Origin of the sequence: Paenibacillus sp. FSL R5-0407, from assembly GCF_038009185.1 — a bacterium.
GTDB lineage: Bacteria > Bacillota > Bacilli > Paenibacillales > Paenibacillaceae > Fontibacillus > Fontibacillus vini.
Genome location: NZ_JBBPAX010000001.1, coordinates 750,193 through 771,359, shown reverse-complemented (window position 1 = coordinate 771,359; position 21,167 = coordinate 750,193). Strand labels below are relative to the sequence as shown.

Annotated in this window: 20 protein-coding genes; 6 read left to right on the top strand and 14 right to left on the bottom strand. The window is 51.4% G+C overall.

All coding sequences use genetic code 11. From position 1 onward, the window contains the following. Positions 1-30 precede the first annotated feature (30 nt). The gene (locus NYE70_RS03760; RefSeq protein WP_341045036.1) at positions 31-729 is read left to right on the top strand and encodes a metal-dependent hydrolase; all 699 of its coding nucleotides are present in this window, start codon (positions 31-33) and stop codon (positions 727-729) included. Positions 730-820: 91 nt separating this feature from the next. On the opposite strand, the gene NYE70_RS03755 is transcribed toward NYE70_RS03760, so the two are convergent. From NYE70_RS03755 to NYE70_RS03725, 7 genes are all read right to left on the bottom strand, one after another. Next, positions 821-2,047, bottom strand: coding sequence for an MFS transporter (locus tag NYE70_RS03755; RefSeq protein WP_341045034.1), 1,227 nt, complete (start codon positions 2,045-2,047; stop codon positions 821-823). An 81-nt stretch (positions 2,048-2,128) separates the two neighbouring features. After that, positions 2,129-3,514: a type I pullulanase gene (pulA, locus tag NYE70_RS03750; RefSeq protein ID WP_341045033.1), complete on the bottom strand. Its 1,386-nt coding sequence runs from the start codon at positions 3,512-3,514 to the stop codon at positions 2,129-2,131. Then, positions 3,444-4,136, bottom strand: a complete 693-nt coding sequence (locus NYE70_RS03745) for a hypothetical protein (RefSeq protein WP_341045032.1) — start codon at positions 4,134-4,136, stop codon at positions 3,444-3,446. The genes pulA and NYE70_RS03745 overlap by 71 nt, the downstream gene beginning before the upstream one ends. Positions 4,137-4,218: 82 nt before the next feature. Then, the gene (locus NYE70_RS03740) at positions 4,219-4,827 is read right to left on the bottom strand and encodes a TVP38/TMEM64 family protein (RefSeq protein WP_341045030.1); all 609 of its coding nucleotides are present in this window, start codon (positions 4,825-4,827) and stop codon (positions 4,219-4,221) included. Beyond that, a complete protein-coding gene (locus NYE70_RS03735; RefSeq protein ID WP_290408189.1) occupies positions 4,824-5,369 on the bottom strand; it encodes a GNAT family N-acetyltransferase in 546 nt (181 codons plus the stop codon). The genes NYE70_RS03740 and NYE70_RS03735 overlap by 4 nt, the downstream gene beginning before the upstream one ends. Beyond that, positions 5,350-5,643 (bottom strand): antibiotic biosynthesis monooxygenase family protein, encoded by a 294-nt coding sequence (locus tag NYE70_RS03730; RefSeq protein WP_211024040.1) that lies wholly within the window; start codon positions 5,641-5,643, stop codon positions 5,350-5,352. Before NYE70_RS03730 ends, NYE70_RS03735 begins: the two co-directional genes overlap by 20 nt. 31 nt (positions 5,644-5,674) lie before the next feature. Further along, entirely contained in the window at positions 5,675-6,583 is a 909-nt protein-coding gene (locus NYE70_RS03725) for an NAD(P)/FAD-dependent oxidoreductase (protein WP_341045027.1), read from the bottom strand. A 161-nt stretch (positions 6,584-6,744) separates the two neighbouring features. Here NYE70_RS03725 and NYE70_RS03720 point away from each other — a divergent pair, with 161 nt between their 5' ends. Further along, positions 6,745-7,101 carry a DUF2512 family protein gene (locus NYE70_RS03720; protein WP_211024036.1) on the top strand — a complete coding sequence of 119 codons (357 nt, stop codon included), beginning with the start codon at positions 6,745-6,747 and terminating at the stop codon, positions 7,099-7,101. Between the two features lie 79 nt (positions 7,102-7,180). Here NYE70_RS03720 and NYE70_RS03715 read toward each other — a convergent pair whose 3' ends face one another. The 6 genes from NYE70_RS03715 to NYE70_RS03690 form a co-directional block, all read right to left on the bottom strand. Next, the gene (locus NYE70_RS03715; RefSeq protein WP_290408191.1) at positions 7,181-7,978 is read right to left on the bottom strand and encodes an ABC transporter ATP-binding protein; all 798 of its coding nucleotides are present in this window, start codon (positions 7,976-7,978) and stop codon (positions 7,181-7,183) included. Then, positions 7,978-8,892 (bottom strand): ABC transporter permease, encoded by a 915-nt coding sequence (locus NYE70_RS03710; protein WP_211024032.1) that lies wholly within the window; start codon positions 8,890-8,892, stop codon positions 7,978-7,980. The genes NYE70_RS03715 and NYE70_RS03710 overlap by 1 nt, the downstream gene beginning before the upstream one ends. Before the next feature lie 31 nt (positions 8,893-8,923). Further along, positions 8,924-10,009, bottom strand: a complete 1,086-nt coding sequence (locus tag NYE70_RS03705) for an ABC transporter substrate-binding protein (protein WP_211024030.1) — start codon at positions 10,007-10,009, stop codon at positions 8,924-8,926. Positions 10,010-10,212: 203 nt separating this feature from the next. Further along, a complete protein-coding gene (locus NYE70_RS03700) occupies positions 10,213-10,725 on the bottom strand; it encodes a metallophosphoesterase family protein (protein ID WP_341045024.1) in 513 nt (170 codons plus the stop codon). Positions 10,726-10,730: 5 nt separating this feature from the next. Next, positions 10,731-11,660, bottom strand: a complete 930-nt coding sequence (locus tag NYE70_RS03695; protein WP_341045022.1) for a DUF7916 family protein — start codon at positions 11,658-11,660, stop codon at positions 10,731-10,733. A 34-nt stretch (positions 11,661-11,694) separates the two neighbouring features. Beyond that, complete coding sequence (locus tag NYE70_RS03690; RefSeq protein WP_290408195.1) at positions 11,695-13,383, bottom strand: glycoside hydrolase family 13 protein; 1,689 nt, start codon at positions 13,381-13,383, stop codon at positions 11,695-11,697. A 384-nt stretch (positions 13,384-13,767) separates the two neighbouring features. Between NYE70_RS03690 and NYE70_RS03685 the strand changes: the two genes are divergently transcribed. From NYE70_RS03685 to NYE70_RS03670, 4 genes are all read left to right on the top strand, one after another. Further along, positions 13,768-14,940: a multidrug effflux MFS transporter gene (locus NYE70_RS03685; RefSeq protein WP_341045020.1), complete on the top strand. Its 1,173-nt coding sequence runs from the start codon at positions 13,768-13,770 to the stop codon at positions 14,938-14,940. A 47-nt stretch (positions 14,941-14,987) separates the two neighbouring features. Continuing rightward, a complete protein-coding gene (locus tag NYE70_RS03680; RefSeq protein WP_211024020.1) occupies positions 14,988-15,311 on the top strand; it encodes a hypothetical protein in 324 nt (107 codons plus the stop codon). 29 nt (positions 15,312-15,340) lie between these two features. After that, on the top strand, positions 15,341-17,023 hold the full coding sequence (locus tag NYE70_RS03675) for an RNA polymerase sigma factor (protein ID WP_341045019.1): 1,683 nt from the start codon (positions 15,341-15,343) through the stop codon (positions 17,021-17,023). A gap of 67 nt (positions 17,024-17,090) precedes the next feature. Next, positions 17,091-18,278, top strand: coding sequence for an outer membrane protein assembly factor BamB family protein (locus NYE70_RS03670; RefSeq protein WP_341045018.1), 1,188 nt, complete (start codon positions 17,091-17,093; stop codon positions 18,276-18,278). Between the two features lie 89 nt (positions 18,279-18,367). Here the strand turns inward: NYE70_RS03670 and NYE70_RS03665 are convergent, their stop codons facing one another. Next, positions 18,368-21,166 carry an endo-beta-N-acetylglucosaminidase gene (locus tag NYE70_RS03665; RefSeq protein ID WP_341047502.1) on the bottom strand — a complete coding sequence of 933 codons (2,799 nt, stop codon included), beginning with the start codon at positions 21,164-21,166 and terminating at the stop codon, positions 18,368-18,370. Position 21,167: the final 1 nt, after the last annotated feature.

The following is a 21,167-nucleotide window of genomic DNA, read 5'->3' as shown; positions in this document are numbered from 1 at the left end:
AGTGTAAACCTTTCCATAGGAGTGATAATTATGAAGCTGACTTATTTGGGACATTCCTCCGTGCTTATCGATACGGGCGAATTCACACTCATCATCGACCCCTTTCTGACAGGAAATCCGGTGGCTTCGGCCAAAGCCGATGAAATCAAAGCCGATTATGTACTCCTAACCCATGGACATTTCGACCATATCGGAGATGCTGAAGCTATTGCCAGAGCCAACGGGGCCACGATCATCGGTATTGTGGAGTTGGCTGACTTCTTCAAAAACAAAGGATTAACAACCGCTGGCTTGAATCTGGGCGGATCGTTCGTTTTCCCGTTCGGGAAATTGACCTTGACCCCCGCCCTCCACAGCTCATCCGTAGAGATTGACGGCACCAATGTGTATCTGGGCGTAGCAGCAGGAATCTTGCTGGATCTCGGCGGATTCGTTCTCTATCATGCCGGCGATACGGCATTGTTCAGCGACTTGAAGCTGATCGGAGACCGGCGACAGATCGATCTTGCTTTCCTGCCGATCGGTGATTATTTCACTATGGGACCGGAGGATGCGCTGCTTGCGGCCGAATGGCTTCATCCCAAGCATGTCGTCCCTATTCACTACAATACCTTCGGACTCGTCGCCCAAGACGGAGCGAAATTTGTGGATCAATTAAAACACAAAAACATCATCGGCCATGTGCTCAAACCAGGAGAAAGCCTGGACACCTCCAGCCTGGACCAATAACTGCAAAAGCAAAACAAAACTCCACAAATCTTCCTGGCGAAGGTCTGTGGAGTTTATTTATTTATGAACATTCAAAACAATAATTAAAGGTTCAGTCCGTTAACTCCTTGCCCTTTGTCTCGCTTCCCAGCAGCAATACCGCCACGGCGCCAACCAGGATAGTAATGAAGAAGATCCAGAATATTGCACCGATGGACACCTGCCGGGCAACCAGCATACCGACAAGGTAAGGGCCGATAATGCCTCCCACCCGGCCGAAGGAAGCAGCCAAACCTACTCCCGTAGAACGAACCCGGGTCGGATATAATTCGGGCGTATAAGCGTACATCCCGCCCCATGCTCCAAGATTAAAGAACGACAGACAGATTCCTGCCGCAATGAGCATGCCTTCGCTTGTCGCATTGCCGAACCAGGCAGCGCTTGCCGCAGTCAGCAGCAAATACACGACAAGCACGAATTTCCGGCCGAATTTTTCGATAAAATAAGCGGCCGTGAAATATCCCGGCAGTTGCGCGAGCGTCATAATCAGTACGTATTCAAAGCTCTTCACCAGGCTGAAGCCTTTGAGCATCATAACGTTAGGAAGCCACAGAAACATGCCGTAATACGAAAAAACGACTGTAAACCAAAGGATCCAAAGCATAATCGTAGATCGTCTGTGCGGTCCAGCCCAAACCGATACGAACCGTTCCCGGACCGACAGCTTTTTCTGCCTGCCCCCGGCCATGTTCTGAGTAAACCGCGGCGGGTCTTGAATCGATTTGCGCAAATAGAGCGCGTAGAGAGCCGGTACCGCCCCGATCAGAAAAGCGGCCTGCCAGCCGAATTTCGGAATGACGAAATAGGCGATCAAAGCAGATAAAATCCATCCGGCGGCCCAGAAACTTTCCAGCAGAACTACCATTCTTCCCCGGTCCTTTGCCGCTACCGATTCCGATACAAGCGTCGACGCCACGGGCAGCTCCCCACCCAGACCGAAGCCGGCTACAAAACGCAGCAAGCATAATACCGCAAACCCGGTTGCCGCTGCGGACAAACCGCTGGCGATCGAAAAAATAAGGAGCGTCCAAAGCAGCACCGCTTTGCGGCCGTACTTGTCCGCCATGATGCCGGCGATCGCCGCGCCGAACGCCATGCCGACCGAATTAATGCTGGTGAAAAACCCGGTCTGCTGCGGTGTCAGGCTCCATTCGGCCGCCAGTGCCGCGGCGATAAACGAAATGATGCCTACGTCCATCGCATCGAACATCCAGCTGAGGCCGGCGCTCATTAGCAGCTTCCGCTGTTTGGGCTTAGGCGCAATTTCAGCAGTATTCATTTGTATTCCCCCACTCATCCTCAAAATCAATTTTTCTATCTCATATCTTGCATCTTATTTTAGCAAATAATGCTATTTTTTTCACAAAAAATTTGACAGCACAACCATACCGATCCCTTTCACATTTAAATGACCGGAATGTAGTTCTGTCACGATATCCTCGCCAAAAGATACTTCCCATTTCCCCAGCTCCGGTAAAGAAAAGGTTTGTGATGAAGATGAAGCATGATATAGAACATATAAATTCCGGGCCGGGTCTCCTCCTGCATGTTCCCTTAACGTAAAAGCAACGGCGGATTCCGCACCCGCTGTCGGCTCGAACCGAAGATGCCGGGAAATCTCTGCTGCGGTTTTCAATCGGAAAGCAGGATGCCGTTTCCTCAGTTCGATCATCTTCCGAATGGCCTCAACTTCATCCTGATATGCCGCACACCGGGGCCAATCCAGTTGATTTACGGCCGGGGGAGCCTGATAGCTGTTGCCCATCCCGCCCTTGGTACGCAGAAATTCCTGGCCCGCATGAAGAAACGGGATACCTTGGCTGGTCAGCACAATTCCCGCAGCCAAACGCTGCATTCGCCTGCGTTCATTTTCATCGGCTTTCGCGGCGGAACAGGACAGTTTATCCCATAGCGTATGATTATCGTGACATTCGGCAAAATTCACGCACTGCGTCGGCTCAGACGCAAATCCGTGCACTTCATTGTTATAGGAAATCGATCCGACGACGCCTTTCATGATTTCCGGCTCCAGCCCTTTCCATCCGCTCACGAAGCCAGTTTGATCAGGCTTGAAAATATCTCCCTTAAGCGCATTTCGAAGCTCCCCGTTAAAATGGGCAATGCCCGGCATCCTGCCGGCTTGCTGTAAATTAGCCCTGCGCTCAGCCTGAAGCTCCGTCTCCATAATCCATCCCTCACCGAGCACTAGAATAGACGGATCGATTTCATCCAATCTCCGGCGGATTTCGTTCATCGTGTCGACATCAAGCAAGCCCATCAGATCGAATCGAAACCCGTCCACCCGGTATTCGGTTGCCCAGTAAACAACGGAGTCAATAATATATTTAGACATCATGAACCGCTCGGAAGCACAATCATTGCCGCAGCCCGATCCGTTCGAGAAGCTCCCGTCCTTCTTGTAACGCAAATAATAACCCGGCACCAGTTTCGTGAAATGAGCAATGTATCCGTCGTAAACGTGGTTGTAGACCACATCCAGAATTACCCGTAATCCCTGTTCATGTAGCGCCTGGACGGCTTGCTTCAGCTCCCGGATCCGGATTCTGGGCTGAAAAGGATCACTGGCATACGAGCCTTCCGGCGCATGATAGTTTTTCGGATCGTATCCCCAGTTGTACTGCAAATTCTCCTTGTCTGGCGCTGCGGTCTTTTCTTCATCCACACTGGCTTTTGCAAAATCCTGAACCGGAAGAAGCTGCACATGGGTGATTCCCAAATGCTTCAAAATGGTCCAGTCCGGTTAGAATGCCTTTCGGTCCCCTTGTTCCCGTTTCCGTGAAACCCAGGTATTTCCCCTTATGCCGTATCCCGCTCTCCGGGTGTAGCGAGAAATCTCCGATATGCACCTCATATATCACGGCATCGGTTGGAGAGACAAACGAAGGCTTATCCGGGGTCCAGCGCGGAGGGTTGGTCTGCTGCAAATCCAGGATAACCCCTTTGTCCCCATTGATTCCTACCGCTTTGGCATAAGGGTCTACCGCCTCGTTCCAGTTGCTCCCGATCCGGACGACAAAAGTATATAATACCTGGTCCAGATCGCGCTTCACCGTCAATACCCAAGTCCCCGACTCGCTCCGGGTCATCACAAATTCCTCAAACGATTCGCTCTCGGTATTCGGATATAATCTCACCTTGGCTTCCGAAGCAGTTGGTGCCCAAAGTCGAAACTGCGTCTGTTCCGGACTATATATCGAACCCAGATCGTTGCCGTCATACCGGTAGGCTTTATCAAATTCACGCGAAAAAACAGAGATCCCCCCGGTTACGGCTGGATCTCCATAGTCAGTTACCATTTTTCTTTCCTGTTGAACCGCCAAATCGGTCCCTCCTTGGTTCGGATACATTCTACACTTCATATATAACCATAAAGTGTTCCTCCGAACTTCCAGTTATACGCACAGGCGATGCAAATGCAGCAGTGTTGGTTTACACGGTCATACCGCGGTCTTTCTTCATCATAAAACGTTGTCTTACAAAAAAAGCGGCGAGCAGGGCCAGTAAAAATATAGCATAGGACAAAATCAGCAGACGGAGGTCCATATTCGGAAACACAATCGATGCGCTAAGGATTCCGAACAGCCAAATACTTGACAGATTGCCGATCATATTGGACCAGGTGTAGGATATCGTCTTCAAACTGGATACCGCCGACATAAATGAAATGAGATTATTAGGCATGATCGGAACCGTGCGTAAGAAGATAACGGCCCAGACTCCATACCGGTTCAGGCTTTTTTGCCAGCGCTCGTATTTTTGCAGCTTGGACAGCCACCTCCGGTTAAACCAGTCGGAAAACAGAAATTTGCAGATCATGTATACGGCCATCCCGGCTACCGAACCGGCGATCCAGCTGGCCAGCAACCCGTTCATCACGCCGAGTACGGAAATGTTCACCATAACGATTGTGGCAAACGGAAAAATGCCGATGATGCCTTGGATCAAGGCAAGAGGAATCGTAATCAGTAAAATCCAGAAGCCTTCGATCTGAGTGACTTCGAGCAGCCACCCGGTAAATTGTTCAATCCACTCATTCAATGTAGTCCTTCTCCATTCTCCTCGTTCCCGTCTATTCTTCTTCCCAAAATGACCAAATCGCGTTCAACCCCGTCCAGGTTGGCCACCCGCGGTAAAAAGGCCCATTCTTCGAAATCGAATTTACGCAGCAGGGAAAGACTTGGCTCATTATGTGCAAACACAAAACCAAGGAGCGTCTTTACGGAAATCCTCGGGCTAAACTCGATGGCCTTCTTCAGCAGGATGCTTCCTAGACCTTTGGCGCGATGATTCCCCGAAATATAGATGCTGATTTCCGCAGTCGAATTGTATGCCGGTCTTCCGTAAAAAGATTGAAAGCTAAGCCAGGCGACGATCTCCTCACCGGATTTCATGACCCAAAGCGGCCTTGAATCTGGAGTGTGCTCTTCGAACCAGCGGAGCCTGCCATCCACGGTAACCGGCTCCAGATCGGCAGTCACCATCCGCCCGGCAATCGTTTCATTGTAGATCGATACGATGGCTCCCAGATCGGTCCGCTTGGCGTCTTCAATCGTGTAACCGTCAATTTCTGATCTGTACATAGTGTTCTACCGTCGGAAAGGGATCGTAAAAATGATGCAGCAAAGCCTTCCATTCCTCGTATTGAGGTGATTTTCTGAAGCCTATTTCATGATCCGCAATGGAGTTCCATTTTACGAGTAAAATATATTTATCCGCAGTTTCTACACACTTATGGAGCTCATGGTCTATGTACCCGTGCATCTGAGAAATAATTTTGGAAGCTTTGCGGAAATTGCTCTCAAAATCATTGATAGTTCCGGGCTTCACGCGCAGCTCGGCTACCTCAAGTATCATCACTTCATCCCCTTCCATTTTAATGATTATATCATGTACTCAATGCTTTATGAATCCAAATCGCGGCGATCGATCCTTCCCCCATGGCAACGGTAACCTGCTCCGCATGAACGCCCAGATCTCCGGCCGCAAATACGCCCGCGATATTAGTCTCTTTGCTGCGGGGATCGGTTTCGATATGCTTATTATGACTCAGTGCGATTCCGAGCTGACCGGCCAGCTCGGAATGTACTTGATTCCCTCCGAATGCGATAAATCCCCGTTCCGCCTCGAAACTGCGACCATTCGTCATCACCACTGCCTTAATATCTCCTTCGCTTCCTTCACTCCCTATTATCACTTCAGCTATTTGCCCCTCCTCATATCCGATGTTTAGCGATTTCAGGCGTTCTCTTCTGTCAGGGGATACCGTTTCTGATTCATGGTTCAAATAAACCAGTTCCTTCGTCCGATCCGCTAGGATCATTGCCATATCTGCGCCGGCATTCCCTGAACCCATCAGCACCGTACGCCGGTTCTGAATTTCATGTCCATCGCAATCCGGACAAATATACACCGTGGAACCCAAAACAGACAGAAGTCCGGGAATATCGGGGAATCGGTCCATCACTCCCGTTGCCAGCAGCAGAGTTGCAGCTCTATATTCCGTCCCGTTCGCTCCTGTTAATTTAAACTGTTCATCGGTTTGTTCCGCGTGCAAGATCCGGTCGTGTTTGAAAGAAACCCCTAAAGATTCAGCCTGCTTTTGCCCCCGGCTGCGGAGCTCCGGACCCGAAATGCCGTCCGGAAACCCCAGGATGTTGCGGTAATTTCGGCAAATAACCGATCTGCCATCCCCCGCGTCGATAACAAGCACTTGATGGCGGTCATATCTGCCTAATTGAATGGCGGCCTGTAATCCGGCGATTCCGCCGCCCACTATAATACAATCATAGACCATGCACATTCTCCTTTCCGATCTTCCTGATTAATGTCCCCGCGGATGAATCGTTAAATGCATCCCGGCCTTCTGTTTCGCTCACTATGCATACGAGGTAATGAACCGGGAGAACCTATGCGGTATATTAAACACATTTCGGCATTTTTAAAGGAGGTGAAATCATGGATAAAATTTTGGTGAAGCTGCTCGGAAACGGAGTCATCGTCGTTGCCATGATGATGATTCTCAGCAACGCCTCTTTTATCGGTTCGCTTCTTACGGCGGTTGCACTATCCGCTTTGGCTTATTTGTTCGGCGATTTGTTCATCCTTCCGCGGACCAACAATATGATTGCGACCCTCACAGACGGGGTGTTGGCTTTCGCATTTATTTGGGCTATTTCCGCCAATGCTGCCTGGACCCTCTCCATGGGCGAGATTTTATCGACCGCCCTCGTGCTTGGCATATTCGAATATGCCTTCCATATCTGGCTGCTGAGAGACGGAATCCGGCGGGACAGCAGCGTACGTGTGCGATGATCTTGCAGCGGTGCAAGCTATGAAAAAAGCCTATTGCCAGACGGGAAATTCCGTTCAGCAATAGGCTTTTAATAATGTCTCAGGAGCCGAGGACCACGCGGTCATCCGATAGCTTATGCCCGCTGATGCGTTCAAATTCGCCGATCAGGCGCTCCATCGTCAAATCGCGCTTCGTTTCATCATCAACGTCAAGAATGATCCGACCGGCATCCATCATGATGAGCCGGTTCCCCAGACGGATCGCCTGCTCCATGTTATGGGTAACCATGAGGGTCGTCAGCTTCAGCTCGCTGACGATATTTTGCGTAAGCCGGGTAACCAGCTCTGCACGGGCCGGATCAAGTGCGGCTGTATGCTCGTCAAGCAAAAGGATTTGCGGCTCCGTGAACGTCGCCATCAACAGGCTGAGCGCCTGGCGTTCCCCGCCGGACAAGGTGCCTACCTTCGCTTTGAGGCGGCCTTCCAAACCGATGCCTAGGCGGCTAAGCTGCTCGCGGAACATACCGCGCCGTTTGGAAGTGACTCCGAAGCTTAAGCCGCGGGATTTCCCCCGGGAATAAGCCATCGCGAGGTTCTCCTCAATCGTCATATGCGGCGCCGTCCCGGCCATCGGGTCCTGGAATACCCGGCCTACCCAACGGCTGCGCCGATATTCCGGCAAATGGCTGATTTCCTGACCGTCGATCCGTACCTCACCTGCGTCAGGTTTCAATACGCCGGAAATCATATTCATGAGTGTGGACTTGCCGGCCCCGTTACTGCCGATGACCGTTACGAAATCGCCTGGACGCAAATCAAGATTCACGTCGATCAGAGCGATCTTTTCATCGGGGGAACCGGGATGAAACAGCTTGGATACATGATTCAGTTGCAGCATCAGAGCCCACCCCCCACTTGTTTACGGTCCGGCATTGAGATCATTTCCTCAGAGCGGATACGCGCCATGTTCTTTTGCTTCCACGTCCTGCGTGCGGATGGGACTACCAGAGCGATTACTACAATCACCGCCGTAATCAGCTTCAAATCGGTCGGTTCCAGCCAGTCGATCCGCAAAGCCAGCGCTACGACCACACGGTAGACGATGGAACCGAGCACGGCCGCTAAGGTGGCGAAGAATACGGTCCGCGCTCCGAAGATCGCCTCGCCGATAATGACGGAAGCCAACCCGATTACGATCATTCCGATCCCCGAAGAGATGTCGGCAAAGCCGGATTGCTGGGCGATCAGCGCACCGGACAATGCCACCAATCCGTTGGAAATACTGAGCCCCAGAATAATCGTATTGTCCGTATGTGTTCCGAAACTGCGGATCATGCGCTGATTGTCCCCGGTCGCGCGGAGCGCCAACCCGAGGTCGGTACGCAGAAACAGATCAAGCAGCACTTTTACAATTACGACGATAATCGGCATCAAAATTAGTGGCGCAATGGAGTTAAACACCGTATTTTCGCCAAGCAAACTGATGTTGGGCTTACCCATAATCCGCATATTAATCGAATAAAGTGCGATCATCATCAAAATCCCGGACAAGAGTCCATTGATTTTCCCTTTCGTGTGCAGCAATCCGGTTACCGCTCCGGCAACCAGGCCGCCCAGCACGGCGGCAAGGGTAGCGATCCAGGGAGAGCTTCCCCCCGAGATCATAACCGCGGCGATCGCACCGCCCGTTGTAAAGCTCCCGTCAACCGTTAAATCCGGGAAGTCAAGGATACGAAACGTAATGTAAACGCCAAGCGCCATCAAGGCGTACAGCAATCCGGATTCGAGGGCTCCAAGCATTTGGATCGTCATGATGTATTCCTCCTACATTTTAGGCAAGGCCCTATTGGATCAAATTGTTCTCCTGATCCTGCACTTCGTTTTTCATGGCGTCAGTCACTTCAATGCCCTGCTCTGCAGCGGCTTTCAAGTTGAGGATCAGATCCAGCTTGTCGGGAACTGTCACACTCATGTCGCCCACCTTCTTGCCATCCTTGAGTACTTCAACTGCCATCTGGCCGACTTGATAGCCGTGGTCGAAATATTTGAAGCCTACAGTTGCAAAAGCTCCATTTTCAACGGTATCACGGTCTGCGGAGAAGAAAGGAATATCGTTATCGTTTGCCACTTTAATGACCGAATTGACGGCTTCGACAACCGTATTATCCAGGGTAATATAGATGGCGTCTGCGCGGCCTACAAGAGATTCCGCAGCTTGTTTTACCTCGGAAGTATTGGTTACCGCAGCTCTTACCATTTTAATGCCGCTCTTCTCCAATTCCTTCTCGGCAAGATCAGCCATGACAACCGCATTCGGTTCGCCCTGATTGAGTACGACGCCTACATTTTTCACATCTTTAAAGTTCGTGGCGATGAAATTCATCAGCTTCGTAATCGCTTCCGGATTCGTATCGGAGGCACCGGAGATATTGCCGCCCGGTTTCTCCAAATTATCGACGAGCTTCGCATCCAGCGGATCTGTCACAGCTGCGAATAAAACCGGAGAATTCTTCACTTGCCCGGCGAGTGCGATAGCCGGAGGCGTAGCGATCCCCAGAACCAGATCATATTTCTCACCTGCGATCTTTTGAGCAATGGACATATTGTTCGTAGGATCGGCTTGGGCATTGCTATAATCTACGGTCAGATTTTCTTTTTCAATCAAGCCCGCATCTTTCAGCGCCGCCATGAAACCTTCCCGGGTTGCATCCAGGGACGGATGCTCGACGTACTGCGAGATTGCGATTTTGTAAGAGCCTTTTGCCGTATCATTGGCAGCCCCTTCATTCGACGTTTTTGCCGCGTTTCCGGCGCCGGTGTTCGTGTTAGCGGAGTCCGGCGTCTTCGCCGAGTTGTTTCCGCAGCCCACAACGCCGATCAATAGAGCCGTCACCGCCAAAAACATGCTTAGCTTGTTCCTCTTTTTCATTCTAAAAAACCCCTCTCTCATTTTAATAATGTCGGCCTGAAAGATTTAGGCCATGAAAGCATGATCCTGTTACCGCTTTTACAGATGAAAGTATTAAAGCAAGAAGGTGTGAAGGGATGCAATCCCGCTCACCGATGTATTATTCCTATATTAAATGGTGGTCAATTATCCGTCAATCAAAAAAAGAGTCCGTTTTCAGGACTCTAAACTTTGGAATCAAAAAAATGATGTTTTGCTTTCAGTCCGCTCTCTGTCCATTCCAAAATGCCGAACGAATACCTCGGCTGTCTCCGTTTATCGGTCGGCGATCCCGGATTAAACAGCAGAATTCCATCCTTCCGTTCAAGCAGGGGCTGATGGGAATGGCCGAAAAGGATCGCGTCCAGTGGCTGGGCTGCAAACGTTCGAAGCGCCTTGTCTTTTGCGGTCCCCCGACCTTCCGGCAGAAAGCCATGAGTGAGGCCGATTCTTACGGCTCCCCCGCCTACCGTGATCACCTTATGGTATCCAAATCTGCGGACTATCTCCGCAGGATCGTTATTGCCTGCCACCCCTTCAACCGGAGCCAGCAAAGCAAGCTGGTCCAGTACATCCATGGAAGTCCAGTCTCCCAAATGAATGATCATATCCACCCGGCGAAAAGCTTTCAAAAGTGCAGGCGGCAAGGCCTTTGCTTTGCGCGGCATATGCGTATCCGACACGACTCCGATCCGCATCCTCCCTACCTCAGCGGCGAAGCCGCCATCCGGATATAAGTATGCCTGCGCCCGCGAATCGCTATCGACAAAGCCATGATGTTCTCGGGGTTCGCCATTCCGGAATATCCGGCATCGCCGATATGGAGTAAATCGGCGCCTGCGCGCTTCGCGCTGAGTGCAATCGCACGGACCGTGCCTTCATCGGCGCCTTCCTGACTCGTTCCGATTGCCGCCAATGCCAAGGCTCCTTTCTCTTTCACCTCCGCGATGATTCCCGCGAGTTCCTCTTCCCGGAGCCCCGGAACGGTTCCGGGTGCCGGAAACAGAACGATGTCGGCACCCGCTTCGGCAAAGGATACGGCGGCCTCCCTGTCGATGACGCTTCCCCGCGTGCCGGCGCCATGCATTTTACCGGCGATGATCAAGCCGCCGAAATGCTCCTGCGCGGTTCCGATCGCCTGTAGGATCTGGGCATTGGTCACCCCGGTCTTTGGGTTGCCCGTCAGGCAGACGAAATCGCAACCCAACTCTTTCGCCTTTGCCAGACTGCGGGCCGTTGCGCGGCGGCCTTCCGGCAATACGTTCAGGGATTCCACCGCATCGGCCGATGCATCCACCGGCTCCAGATTGATACCGACCGGAAGCCCGGTCAATCGTTTAATTTCCGCGATCGGATTGCCAACTGTTCCCACTCCGCTGTCCGGGTTGAAAATATCGAACGGAACAATACCGCGTACCTCCGGTCGAAACACATCGAACACGTTAAGCAGAATCATATCTGCTCCAAACGCCTTCGCCAGCTCGGCATTCGTGATTTCCGGCAGCAGCGGCTGCGAGACGACGACTGTCTCCGCCATCACCGTCCGGCCTTCTGCCGCCAGAATTGCGCCTTTGAGCTCCTTACGCCCTATTTGCCGAAAATCCGAAGCCCGGCAGTCCAGTATTCTTTTCATACGGTCACCTCATCATTAGTTCATATAATAATCGTTATAGCCGCTTAAGGTACACTCTTGCCTCATAGGGGCGAAGCTTCAGGCGGGTAAGGTCTTCCCCTTTTTTGGGTTCGAAATTGGAGATCAGCAGTTCCATCCCTGAAGGATCTATACCTTCAGGCATTTCAAATACCGGCTCTTGCCCGAAAAAGTTCAATATGACTAGCAACTGATCATTCTCCAATGTTCGGGTATAAGCGTAAATTTCTTCGTGAAGCGGAAGCAGCAGCTTATATTCGCCGTATACGATCACCTTATGTTTCTTGCGGAGCTCGATCAACTTCTTATAGTAATGATAGATCGAATCCGGATCTTTCATAGCGCGAACCACGTTGATTTCCATGTAATTCGAGTTGACCTTCAGCCAGGGCTGCCCTGTTGTAAAGCCCGCATTCTCAGTAGCGTCCCACTGCATGGGCGTCCGCGCGTTATCCCGGCTTTTGTTGTGGATCGCCCTCATGATGTCTTCTTCGGGAACGCCTTGCTGCCGCTTTTCCTCATAAAAGTTCAGCGTTTCAACATCCCGGTATTCATCGATAGAGTCGAACGCGACGTTGGTCATCCCGATTTCTTCGCCTTGATATATATATGGCGTCCCTTCAAGCGTATGAATGAATGTGGCCAGCATTTTAGCCGACGGTACCCTACATACGACATCATTGCCGAACCTGGAAACCGAGCGCGGCTGGTCGTGATTGCATAAATAATTCGCATTCCAGCCCCGGTTGTGCAGGACATTCTGCCAATTGCTCATGATTTTCTTAAGTTCGATTAGGCTCCAGGGTACCATATCCCATTTTCCGCTGCCGGCGGAGGCGGCATCCAGAAACATATGCTCAAACTGAAACGTCATGTTCAACTCACGCCGGCCATCACCTACGTAGTCAAGCGCTTGCTCTGGCCCGAGACCGGACGTCTCTCCAACCGTCATAATATCGTAGAAATACAACACTTTGTCGTAAAGATTTTGAAGCAGGGTGTGTACGTTTTCCAGATTGGAGAACATGTCATAAGCACGAACCGTGGGCGACTGATGCGGATTTTCCGCATCCGGCAGTCCCTGCTGCTTGACGATATGGGCGATAGCATCGAACCGGAAGCCGTCGACGCCCTTTTTCAACCACCACTCGACCATATCATGCAGCTTCTCGATCACCTCCGGGTTTTCCCAATTCAGATCCGGCTGATATTTGGAGTATAGATGAAGGTAATATTCGTCCGTCTCCGGATCATACTCCCATACCGACCCGCTGAAATAAGACTCCCAGTTGTTCGGCGGACCTCCGTTCTTCCCTTTGCGCCATATGTAGAAGTCCCGTTTGGGATCATCCTTGGATCTCTTCGAATCAAGAAACCAGGGATGTTCATGTGAAGTATGATTAAGCACCAAGTCCATCATCAGTTTCATGCCGCGGATATGAATCTCTTTCAGCATGAGATCAAAATCCGCCATCGTCCCGAATTCCTTCATTATATCGCAGTAGTCGCTAATATCGTATCCGTTGTCGTGATTAGGTGATTTGTAAATCGGGCAAACCCAGATTACGTCGACGCCGAGGTCCTTCAAGTAATCCAGCTTGGATATGATCCCCTGAAGATCCCCGATTCCGTCTCCGTTCGAGTCCATGAAGCTGATCGGATAGATTTGATATACCACGCTCTCTTTCCACCATTTCGGATTCATCTGCCATGCCTCCTTATTTTCCTTATCTATAACATACCCGATTCAGCAAGGTTTCCCGCATCTCACATGAAAGTCAGCGGCTCCCCGATTCGATAACCTTGTAGTATAATTAGAAAATCTATTCCAGAAGAGGTGGATCAAAAAGTCATCTTTCCACGACGAAGAGGATCATGAAGCGGATTCGACGTCGAATCTTGAATTCAGCCGGGCCTTCCGTTGCTCACGTACCTAATGTACGCTCCGCTACTCAGCCCCTAGCTTCATCCAACCTTCTTGGTCCTGAAAACCTGACTTTTTGAACTTGCACTAGAAAGGAACACATCCATGAGTCTTACTGTAGAAAATACTTCTGTTTCTCAAGCGCCAAAATCACGGTCAAGCCGCATGAAGGCCGCGATCATTCTGGGCAGCTTATCGGCCTTCGGCCCGCTGTCGCTGGATATGTATTTGCCCGCCTTGCCCAAAATGGCTGGCGATCTTCACACCAGCGCTCCGATGATTCAGCTCAGCCTGACGGCTTGTCTGCTCGGTCTTGCCCTCGGACAGCTTATCGTCGGCCCGCTAAGTGACACGCGGGGGCGCCGCGCTCCGCTGATTATATCGATGGCTGCCTACGCCATCAGTTCACTGCTCTGCGTTTTCGCACCGAACGTGGCCGTCTTGAACATACTTCGCTTCATTCAAGGTCTGTCCGGCTCCGCCGGCATCGTTTTGTCCCGTGCGATCGTGCGGGATATGTATTCCGGCTCCGAGCTGACCAAATTCTTCTCGCTGCTGATGCTGATCAATGGCGCGGCACCGATCCTTGCTCCGATCTTCGGAGGACAGCTGCTGACCTTCGTCTCGTGGCGCGGCGTATTCGTCGTCCTCACCCTGATCGGCGTCTTGATGCTGCTGTCCGTATTGCTCGGCCTTCCGGAGACCTTGCCCAAAGAGCGCCGTCAAAGCGGAGGTCTGGGCGAAACGCTATCGACCTTTTCGCGGCTGCTCCGCGACCGGCTGTTTATCGGCTACTGCCTCTGCCAGGGACTCATCTCTGCGGCGATGTTCGGATATATTTCGGGATCTTCCTTCGTCCTGCAAAACCTGTTTCATGTCTCCGAGCAAACGTTCAGTCTCATCTTTGCCATGAATGGCCTCGGAATCATCTTTGCCAGCCAGATTACCGGACGCCTGGCGGGGAAAATCGACGAGTCTACCTTACTCCGTTTCGGTATCGGCCTGGCCGCCGCCGCGTCGCTTGTGTTGCTTGGCGGCATTTTGACGGGCGGAGGCTTGGCCGCCGTGTTGATCCCGCTGTTCTTTGTCGTATCCTGCGTAGGTATCGTCGGCACCGCCAGCTTTACGCTCGCCATGCAAAACCAGCGGGACTCCGCGGGGAGCGCTTCCGCTTTGCTCGGCCTGCTGCCATACATTCTCGGAGCGGCCGTCGCGCCGCTGGTAGGTCTCGGCGGCGAAGAGACCGCCTTGCCGATGGGCCTGGTCATTGCCATCTCCAATGTCAGTGCCGTCCTGTGTTATCTTTTCCTCGTTATGCCCATGCGTAAACGAGGTTAATAAATGAAGATTAATCCCCAATCCAAACCGAAAGTGAGGAATAGATCATGTCGAAATTACTTAATGGCATAGGATTTGCTTCCATCATCGTCAGTTTTCTTGCAGGGATTACCCAAGGTATATATGGAGGCGGGTGGCTGGCAGCTCTTCTGCAAATCATTGGCGGGATTGTGATCGCGATCATATTTTTTGCATTAGCCCTCATCCTTGATCGTTTGGACGAAAACCGTGAATACCTGGAGATCCTGCTTGATAGAACGGAAAAGCCAGTCTCAACTACTTCTCCCTATCCGGCTAACGCCAGACCTAAAGCGAAATCGAAGTCAGCCTTAGAATCTTTAAAGGATTTTAAATTGAATGCAAAAGACTAATCCTAGGTTATAAAAAAGGTGGTATCTTCGTGTTCCGTTCAGGTAAACCCGTAAATTCGCCTTCCGATCAAGAATTGGTGGAGCAAGCCCGTTCCGGTCATCAGGATGCGTTCAACCTGTTGATGGAGCGGCACCGCCACCATGCGCTTCACTGGGCGCGACAAATTGCCGAAGACCCTCACCTGGCCGAAGATATCGTCCAGGAAGGGTTGATCAGTGCTTTTACATACTTGGGTTCGCTGAAACAAATCGAAAAATTCGTTCCCTGGTTCCGCCGCATCATTACCAATCAGGCTTTAATGCATGTAAGACGGGGAGGACCTTACGCCAAGGAACGCCCCTTCTCTTCTTGCATCAGCAAATCCGTTGAATATACGGGTAAGGATTTTGAGCAAATCGAATTCATTCTCGCCACACTTGCCAAAAATACGACCATGGAGCGCGAGCAAAACGAAGACCCCGTTAGGGAGATCATCATGCTCGATACTTACGAAATGCTGCGCGCGATGCTTCAAGACCTGAGTACCCGGGAACGCGAAATATTCGAAGCCCATTTCTTCAGTCACTATTCTCCTCAAGAAATTGCTGCTATGTATTCCACCTCTTCCGGCAACATCTACACGATCCTATCCCGCACAAGAAAAAAGATCAGCCAGGCAAGATATGAAGCCAACCTGGCAAACTATTTGCATAGCCGTCAGCAACTATCATCTCCGCGAACTCATAATCAGCTTCAGGAACCGGCCGTCTATTTTGGAGAAATTTGGGATACCTTTGCATTAAGTATCCAGCACGCATTGCAATATACGGACCTCACTCATTACACTATGACTGAAATTATGGGCCTTACCGGTCTGGCTTTCCGGCTTCAAGTACACCGTGAGCGGACCGATTTTATCGGGGTGACGGCTTTTGACTGGCGCAACGTTTTTGGCAGAGGACTGTTAAACCTTGGCTTTGCGGCTCGCTCGGTCGGGGACGGAAGCCGTATTCCGCAATCCAATGAATTGCTGGTCGAGGCGTTCTCGTTCATTCACCGTACGATTGATCAGGGCCAGCCTGTCATTGTATGGGGCGTAGAACTGCCTACCTTCGCCGTTATCCACGGCTATGATGATGAACGTCGGTTATTTCGCATCACCGGATTGTTTGAGCAAACTCATCTCGGCTATGACCAGCTTGGCCGCGAATGGAGTGCCGATTTATTCGCAATATCGTTAGGTACGCCCGCTCCTGTGACCCCTTTAGATGCGCTGCATGGCGCGCTCGGCATGATCGTTACCCACGCCGAAGGACGGGAACGAACGCCGCACGCCGATTATGTGCAGGGATTGTACGCCTATGATTTATGGATTAGCGCTCTTTCCAGGGACCACATCGATCATTTTGGTCATGCCTACCTTGTATGGTGTACATCCAATGCCAGGTCCTTTGCCGTCCAATTTCTTGAACTGGTAGCCAGTCGTCCCGAGGTTTACGGCAACCGGAATTCCCGGCTTGCCGGCGAAGCTGCTGATTACTACAGGAAGACTGCGGACGCTCTCCGCCAAATGTGCATGCTCTTTCCATTCCCTGGCGGAGGACACCCCGAAGAACCAGAATGCAGAAAAATGGCTCTCCGGCTGCTAGACCACGCAAAATCAAACGAGGGTCTGGGACTGCAAATTCTGAAAAAATTATTTTTATCGTTATGCGACTCGGAAAGTATGTAAGACTCTTCTCCTTCTTGGCATCAGAATCTAAGTAACGTGATTCAATTCCATGGGGGGTTATGAAAAAATGATCAAAAAACGAAGGTTGGCAGGCTGGTGCGCGGTACTTCTATTAAGTGCAGCGGCTCTTAGCGGTTGCGGCTCTGAACGTTCCACAAAGACCCAAAACACATTCCTTTTTAGAGGAGATGCGGCAAATACCGGGGTTTCTGCCACAAAAGGCTTGCCTGCTCTGAAGGGGGAGAAATGGAGTATCAAAATGGACGCGCACATTCAGAGTTCTCCGGTAATGATGAAGGATACGTTGTATTTTGGCTCCGAGGAAGGCCGGTTTTACGCAGTCGATGCCAACAACGGGAAAACGGTCTGGCAAACCGATTTTCCGGGAAAGATTAGGTCATCCGCGGCCGTTCTCGAGGACGATCTGTACTTCACGGACACGACCTCCACATTGTATGCATTGGAACGGGAGACCGGGAAGCTGAAATGGAAGCAAAAACTGGACGATAGTCTTAAAGATGAAGGACTGCCTGACTTATGGGATTATTATATCGGGTCACCGGCGGTGGACGGAGATTATATCTATGTAGGCGGCGAAGGTCCGAGATTCTATGCCTTGGAGCGAAAGGACGGCTCCATCCTCTGGGAAACGGAAACAGCCTCGTACGTACATGGCAAAGCGGCTATTGCAGACGGAAAAATATATATCGCGGATATGAGCGGTGAAGTCACGGCCCTGGACCAGCAGACAGGCAAAAAATTGTGGTCGGCTAACTTCGGCACGGTGCAATCCAGCATCACTTATAAAGAGGGAATCATTTATTTCGGTTCACGAGATCAATATGTCTATGCACTTGACGCCAATACAGGTAATATCCGGTGGTCCCACCTCTCACCGGGCGGATCCTGGGTCGTTTCCTCTGCGGCCGCAAGCGAAAAGCATGTCGTCATCGGTGCTTCCGACTCCAAGGTAGTCCACGTGTTTGACCGGGAAGCCGGCGAGCACAAACTGGATTTCAAGCTGGATAGCCGCGTGTTTGCTTCCCCCGTGATTGCGGATAACATCATGTATTTCGGTTCAGCTTATACCGACGGCGGCAAAGCGAGAGATGCTTTTTATGCGGTTGACCTAGACAGCGGCAAAGAGCTATGGAGATTTGAGGGTACGAAGTCTCCGATTCTTTCCACGGCGGTCGTCGCAGATGGGGCCGTTTATTTTGCTACTCTTGACGGGTACTTGTACGCGCTCCATTAGACGTGTGAAATAATATAAAAAAGACGGCGCTTAGGTTTATAATCCTTGCGCCGTCTTTTTTGTTATCCTTACACTTCGATAAATCTGCGTTACTTTAACCCCATTACTTCAAATCCATAGATCCGCGCGGCCGTGTCCCCGCCTTGGGTCGGCTTTTCTACGACAAGCCGGGCATAGCGGGCCGAAGTCAAAGCGATAGCATGCTTGCTGACGCCCTTCGCATTGTCGGTCACCTGCACCGAATCGGTCCAGTTTTCCCCGTCCATGCTGAGCTGGATCCGGAAGCTGCGCGTATTGAAAGCCGCAGCTTCTCCACCCGCTTCCGCGTGTTTGATGACGAACTCGCTGATCTTATGTTCAGCGCCAAGATCTACAGTCAGTGTGTGAGGAGCATCGCCCACCGCGCACCATTTCGTCTTGTCGTCACCGTCCAGGGCAAACGGCGGAGCTTCCTTCTCATTCACATAACTCGAGGCCGTCGCTTTCTTGCCAAGGGCCAGATCGGATACCCCGCCGGCAGCTTCCTTCGTGACGGTGATCATTTGCCGCTTCACCACGTCTTCTCCGACTTCATTGACAGCTTTCAAGGTCACTTCGAAGCTGCCTTCTTCCTTATAAGTGACCTTAGGGTTTTGCTCCGTGCTGCTAGAAGGCTCCCCGCCCGGGAAGCTCCATGCCCAACCTTCCGTCACTTCCGAGGACTTGTCGGTAAACTGTACACTTTCCCCCGGAGCGATTAGTGTACGGTCCGCTTCAAAAGCGGCGATCGGCTTCGGATAGGCCGGCCAGTTGAAAGAGACTGTAGCGGGCTTTCCTTGTTCATACTGACGATTCACAGGAATGACGACCATTTTCGTGGCGATCTCTTTGTTCAACCGCTTCATTTCAGGCACATAGTAGACCGTGTTCCCGGTCATCCCCATCAACTCATAAGCGCCGTCCGGCTTGACGCGGTAAACTTGGTAATACTGCACGTCGCTGCCGTCCTTCGGCGCTTCCCAAGCCAATCGCGCATCGCCGTAGATCCCGTCCCGGAAGTCGTTCTCCGTCACCTTCAGGCCGGTCACAACCTTCGGTTGTTTGGCCTTATCCTGCTTTTGCGTTACCGCAAGTTCTCCAATAAACGCCTCATACCCGGATACTGGTTTGGAAGAGACAAATTTGAGCGAAATACTGCTAATCGTGCGGCCCTTATACTTATTGAGCTGGACACTTCCCTCTTTCCACGAACCTTCGTCTCCTGCCGTTGTCCATTTTTTCGGTTGGAAAAATACCGTCTCTTCAGGTGCATCCGAGAAAGATACCCCGATTTGAACCGCTCCCTCCGCTGCTGCATTATCCTGATAAATCAGCGATAATTCCGTCGTTGCCGCAACCGGAATATTCGTTTTATACAGCTTCACTTGGGTCGGATTGTCAGAGGACAGATCTCCTATCACTTTCAGCGAGCTGCCGCCGTAATAAGACTTGGTGTAATCGAAGTCCGGAGTCAGCGCTTTCCCGGTGCCGCCCGATTCGGAGATCCAGCGCCATGTTGGCAATATATCCTGCAGGCTTCGATTACTCCAGTCCTTCTCCCGCATGACTTTACCGTTGACCGCAAACATGTGGCCGTTGCCGCTATTGAAATGCGTAATAAACTCGGTTCCGGAAATCACGCTCTTATCGGCAATATCATAGGCGATTCCCCGCCAGGCGTAAGGATCTCCGGTTTTCGCTCCATTCAGAGCTGCTGTTGTTCCCACCGCGGGATTACCGGCAGGTCCGACCCAGAACATCTCCTCTTTGTTCATATACTGTTCATTCGTCTCCGAGCTGTTGAACGCCCAATCCGGGCGATAGATACCAAGCGATGTAGTTGCCTTTTTTCCGTCCGGGAACAGAATCGGCCAATTGTAGCTGCCCTCATACCCGTTTGCCTCTACGTCGATGCCGGCGAATAAATCGTAAGGACTTCTTCCGAGTTCATTCGCTTTCATCGGGGAGTTCAGATACGGAGTTACGTAATCGTATTTTCCGTTCACTTCATCTTTGTATTGCCAGCGGAAATCCAGGAACATCGAGTCAGATACCCGCTGGGTCCCGTTTTGGAAAAACATCTGGTTTTTGTCGGTCAGCGCACCCTGCCACTTGATGTTACCCTCGTTAATCATGGAATCGTACCAGATGATCTCCAGCTCGGAGCCTTTGATTTTCTGTAAATATGCAAGGAAGCGCTGCATGTCCGCGGCATCCTCTTTGGAAGCTCCCTGCGTCTCCTGATTGATGAACCAGCCGTCAAACCCGTAATACCGGGCTGCCTCCACCAACTTATCCGCCACGGGGAATGTACCGTCTTCCCTTTGCTGCAGCAAATCATGCATCCATTCCAGCTTCCCGCCATGCTCGGTCTGCGGTAAGAAAACGGTTCCATAAACCGGTACCCCGTTTTTATGCGCCGCATCGATCACATCCGCACTTGGGGAAACAATCAATCCTTCGCCGGCCGAACCTCCCCACATGACGAGCTTGTCGATATACTGCCAGAAGCTGAACGTATACGTGTGAAACTTCTCGGACCCTTGGGAAGGAGCCCCGCTCGTGCTCGGAAACATGGAGGACAGCGCGATGACCTTCGCCTCCGGCTTGGCGTTTGGATTCACGATCTCCCCAAGGAAGCGGTCTTTTTGAAGCTTCACCGTACCCCGGTTAAACGCCGCGTCTTTATCGGTAGCCGGAGACCATTCCAGCAAAGTATCCGGATACCAGTAAGACGAATGCGGCTGAGCCGCTTCCGCTTTTCCGGGGGTTCCGAGTATTACTCCGGCGAGCAGCATAGCTCCGGCTGTAGTCATCAACCTCTTTTTCCACTTCGTCTTCGTAAAATAGTTCAGCTTCACTCTCTTCATC

Bases quoted from the DNA above. Each gene is read 5' to 3' on its own strand.
- NYE70_RS03760 (WP_341045036.1), top strand. From the start codon at position 31: ATGAAGCTGACTTATTTGGGACATTCCTCCGTGCTTATCGATACGGGC.
- NYE70_RS03755 (WP_341045034.1), bottom strand. From the start codon at position 2,047: ATGAATACTGCTGAAATTGCGCCTAAGCCCAAACAGCGGAAGCTGCTA.
- NYE70_RS03745 (WP_341045032.1), bottom strand. From the start codon at position 4,136: ATGTATCCGAACCAAGGAGGGACCGATTTGGCGGTTCAACAGGAAAGA.
- NYE70_RS03735 (WP_290408189.1), bottom strand. From the start codon at position 5,369: ATGTACAGATCAGAAATTGACGGTTACACGATTGAAGACGCCAAGCGG.
- NYE70_RS03730 (WP_211024040.1), bottom strand. From the start codon at position 5,643: ATGATACTTGAGGTAGCCGAGCTGCGCGTGAAGCCCGGAACTATCAAT.
- NYE70_RS03725 (WP_341045027.1), bottom strand. From the start codon at position 6,583: ATGGTCTATGATTGTATTATAGTGGGCGGCGGAATCGCCGGATTACAG.
- NYE70_RS03720 (WP_211024036.1), top strand. From the start codon at position 6,745: ATGGATAAAATTTTGGTGAAGCTGCTCGGAAACGGAGTCATCGTCGTT.
- NYE70_RS03715 (WP_290408191.1), bottom strand. From the start codon at position 7,978: ATGCTGCAACTGAATCATGTATCCAAGCTGTTTCATCCCGGTTCCCCC.
- NYE70_RS03710 (WP_211024032.1), bottom strand. From the start codon at position 8,892: ATGACGATCCAAATGCTTGGAGCCCTCGAATCCGGATTGCTGTACGCC.
- NYE70_RS03705 (WP_211024030.1), bottom strand. From the start codon at position 10,009: ATGAAAAAGAGGAACAAGCTAAGCATGTTTTTGGCGGTGACGGCTCTA.
- NYE70_RS03700 (WP_341045024.1), bottom strand. From the start codon at position 10,725: ATGCGGATCGGAGTCGTGTCGGATACGCATATGCCGCGCAAAGCAAAG.
- NYE70_RS03695 (WP_341045022.1), bottom strand. From the start codon at position 11,660: ATGAAAAGAATACTGGACTGCCGGGCTTCGGATTTTCGGCAAATAGGG.
- NYE70_RS03690 (WP_290408195.1), bottom strand. From the start codon at position 13,383: ATGAATCCGAAATGGTGGAAAGAGAGCGTGGTATATCAAATCTATCCG.
- NYE70_RS03685 (WP_341045020.1), top strand. From the start codon at position 13,768: ATGAAGGCCGCGATCATTCTGGGCAGCTTATCGGCCTTCGGCCCGCTG.
- NYE70_RS03680 (WP_211024020.1), top strand. From the start codon at position 14,988: ATGTCGAAATTACTTAATGGCATAGGATTTGCTTCCATCATCGTCAGT.
- NYE70_RS03670 (WP_341045018.1), top strand. From the start codon at position 17,091: ATGATCAAAAAACGAAGGTTGGCAGGCTGGTGCGCGGTACTTCTATTA.
- NYE70_RS03665 (WP_341047502.1), bottom strand. From the start codon at position 21,166: ATGAAGAGAGTGAAGCTGAACTATTTTACGAAGACGAAGTGGAAAAAG.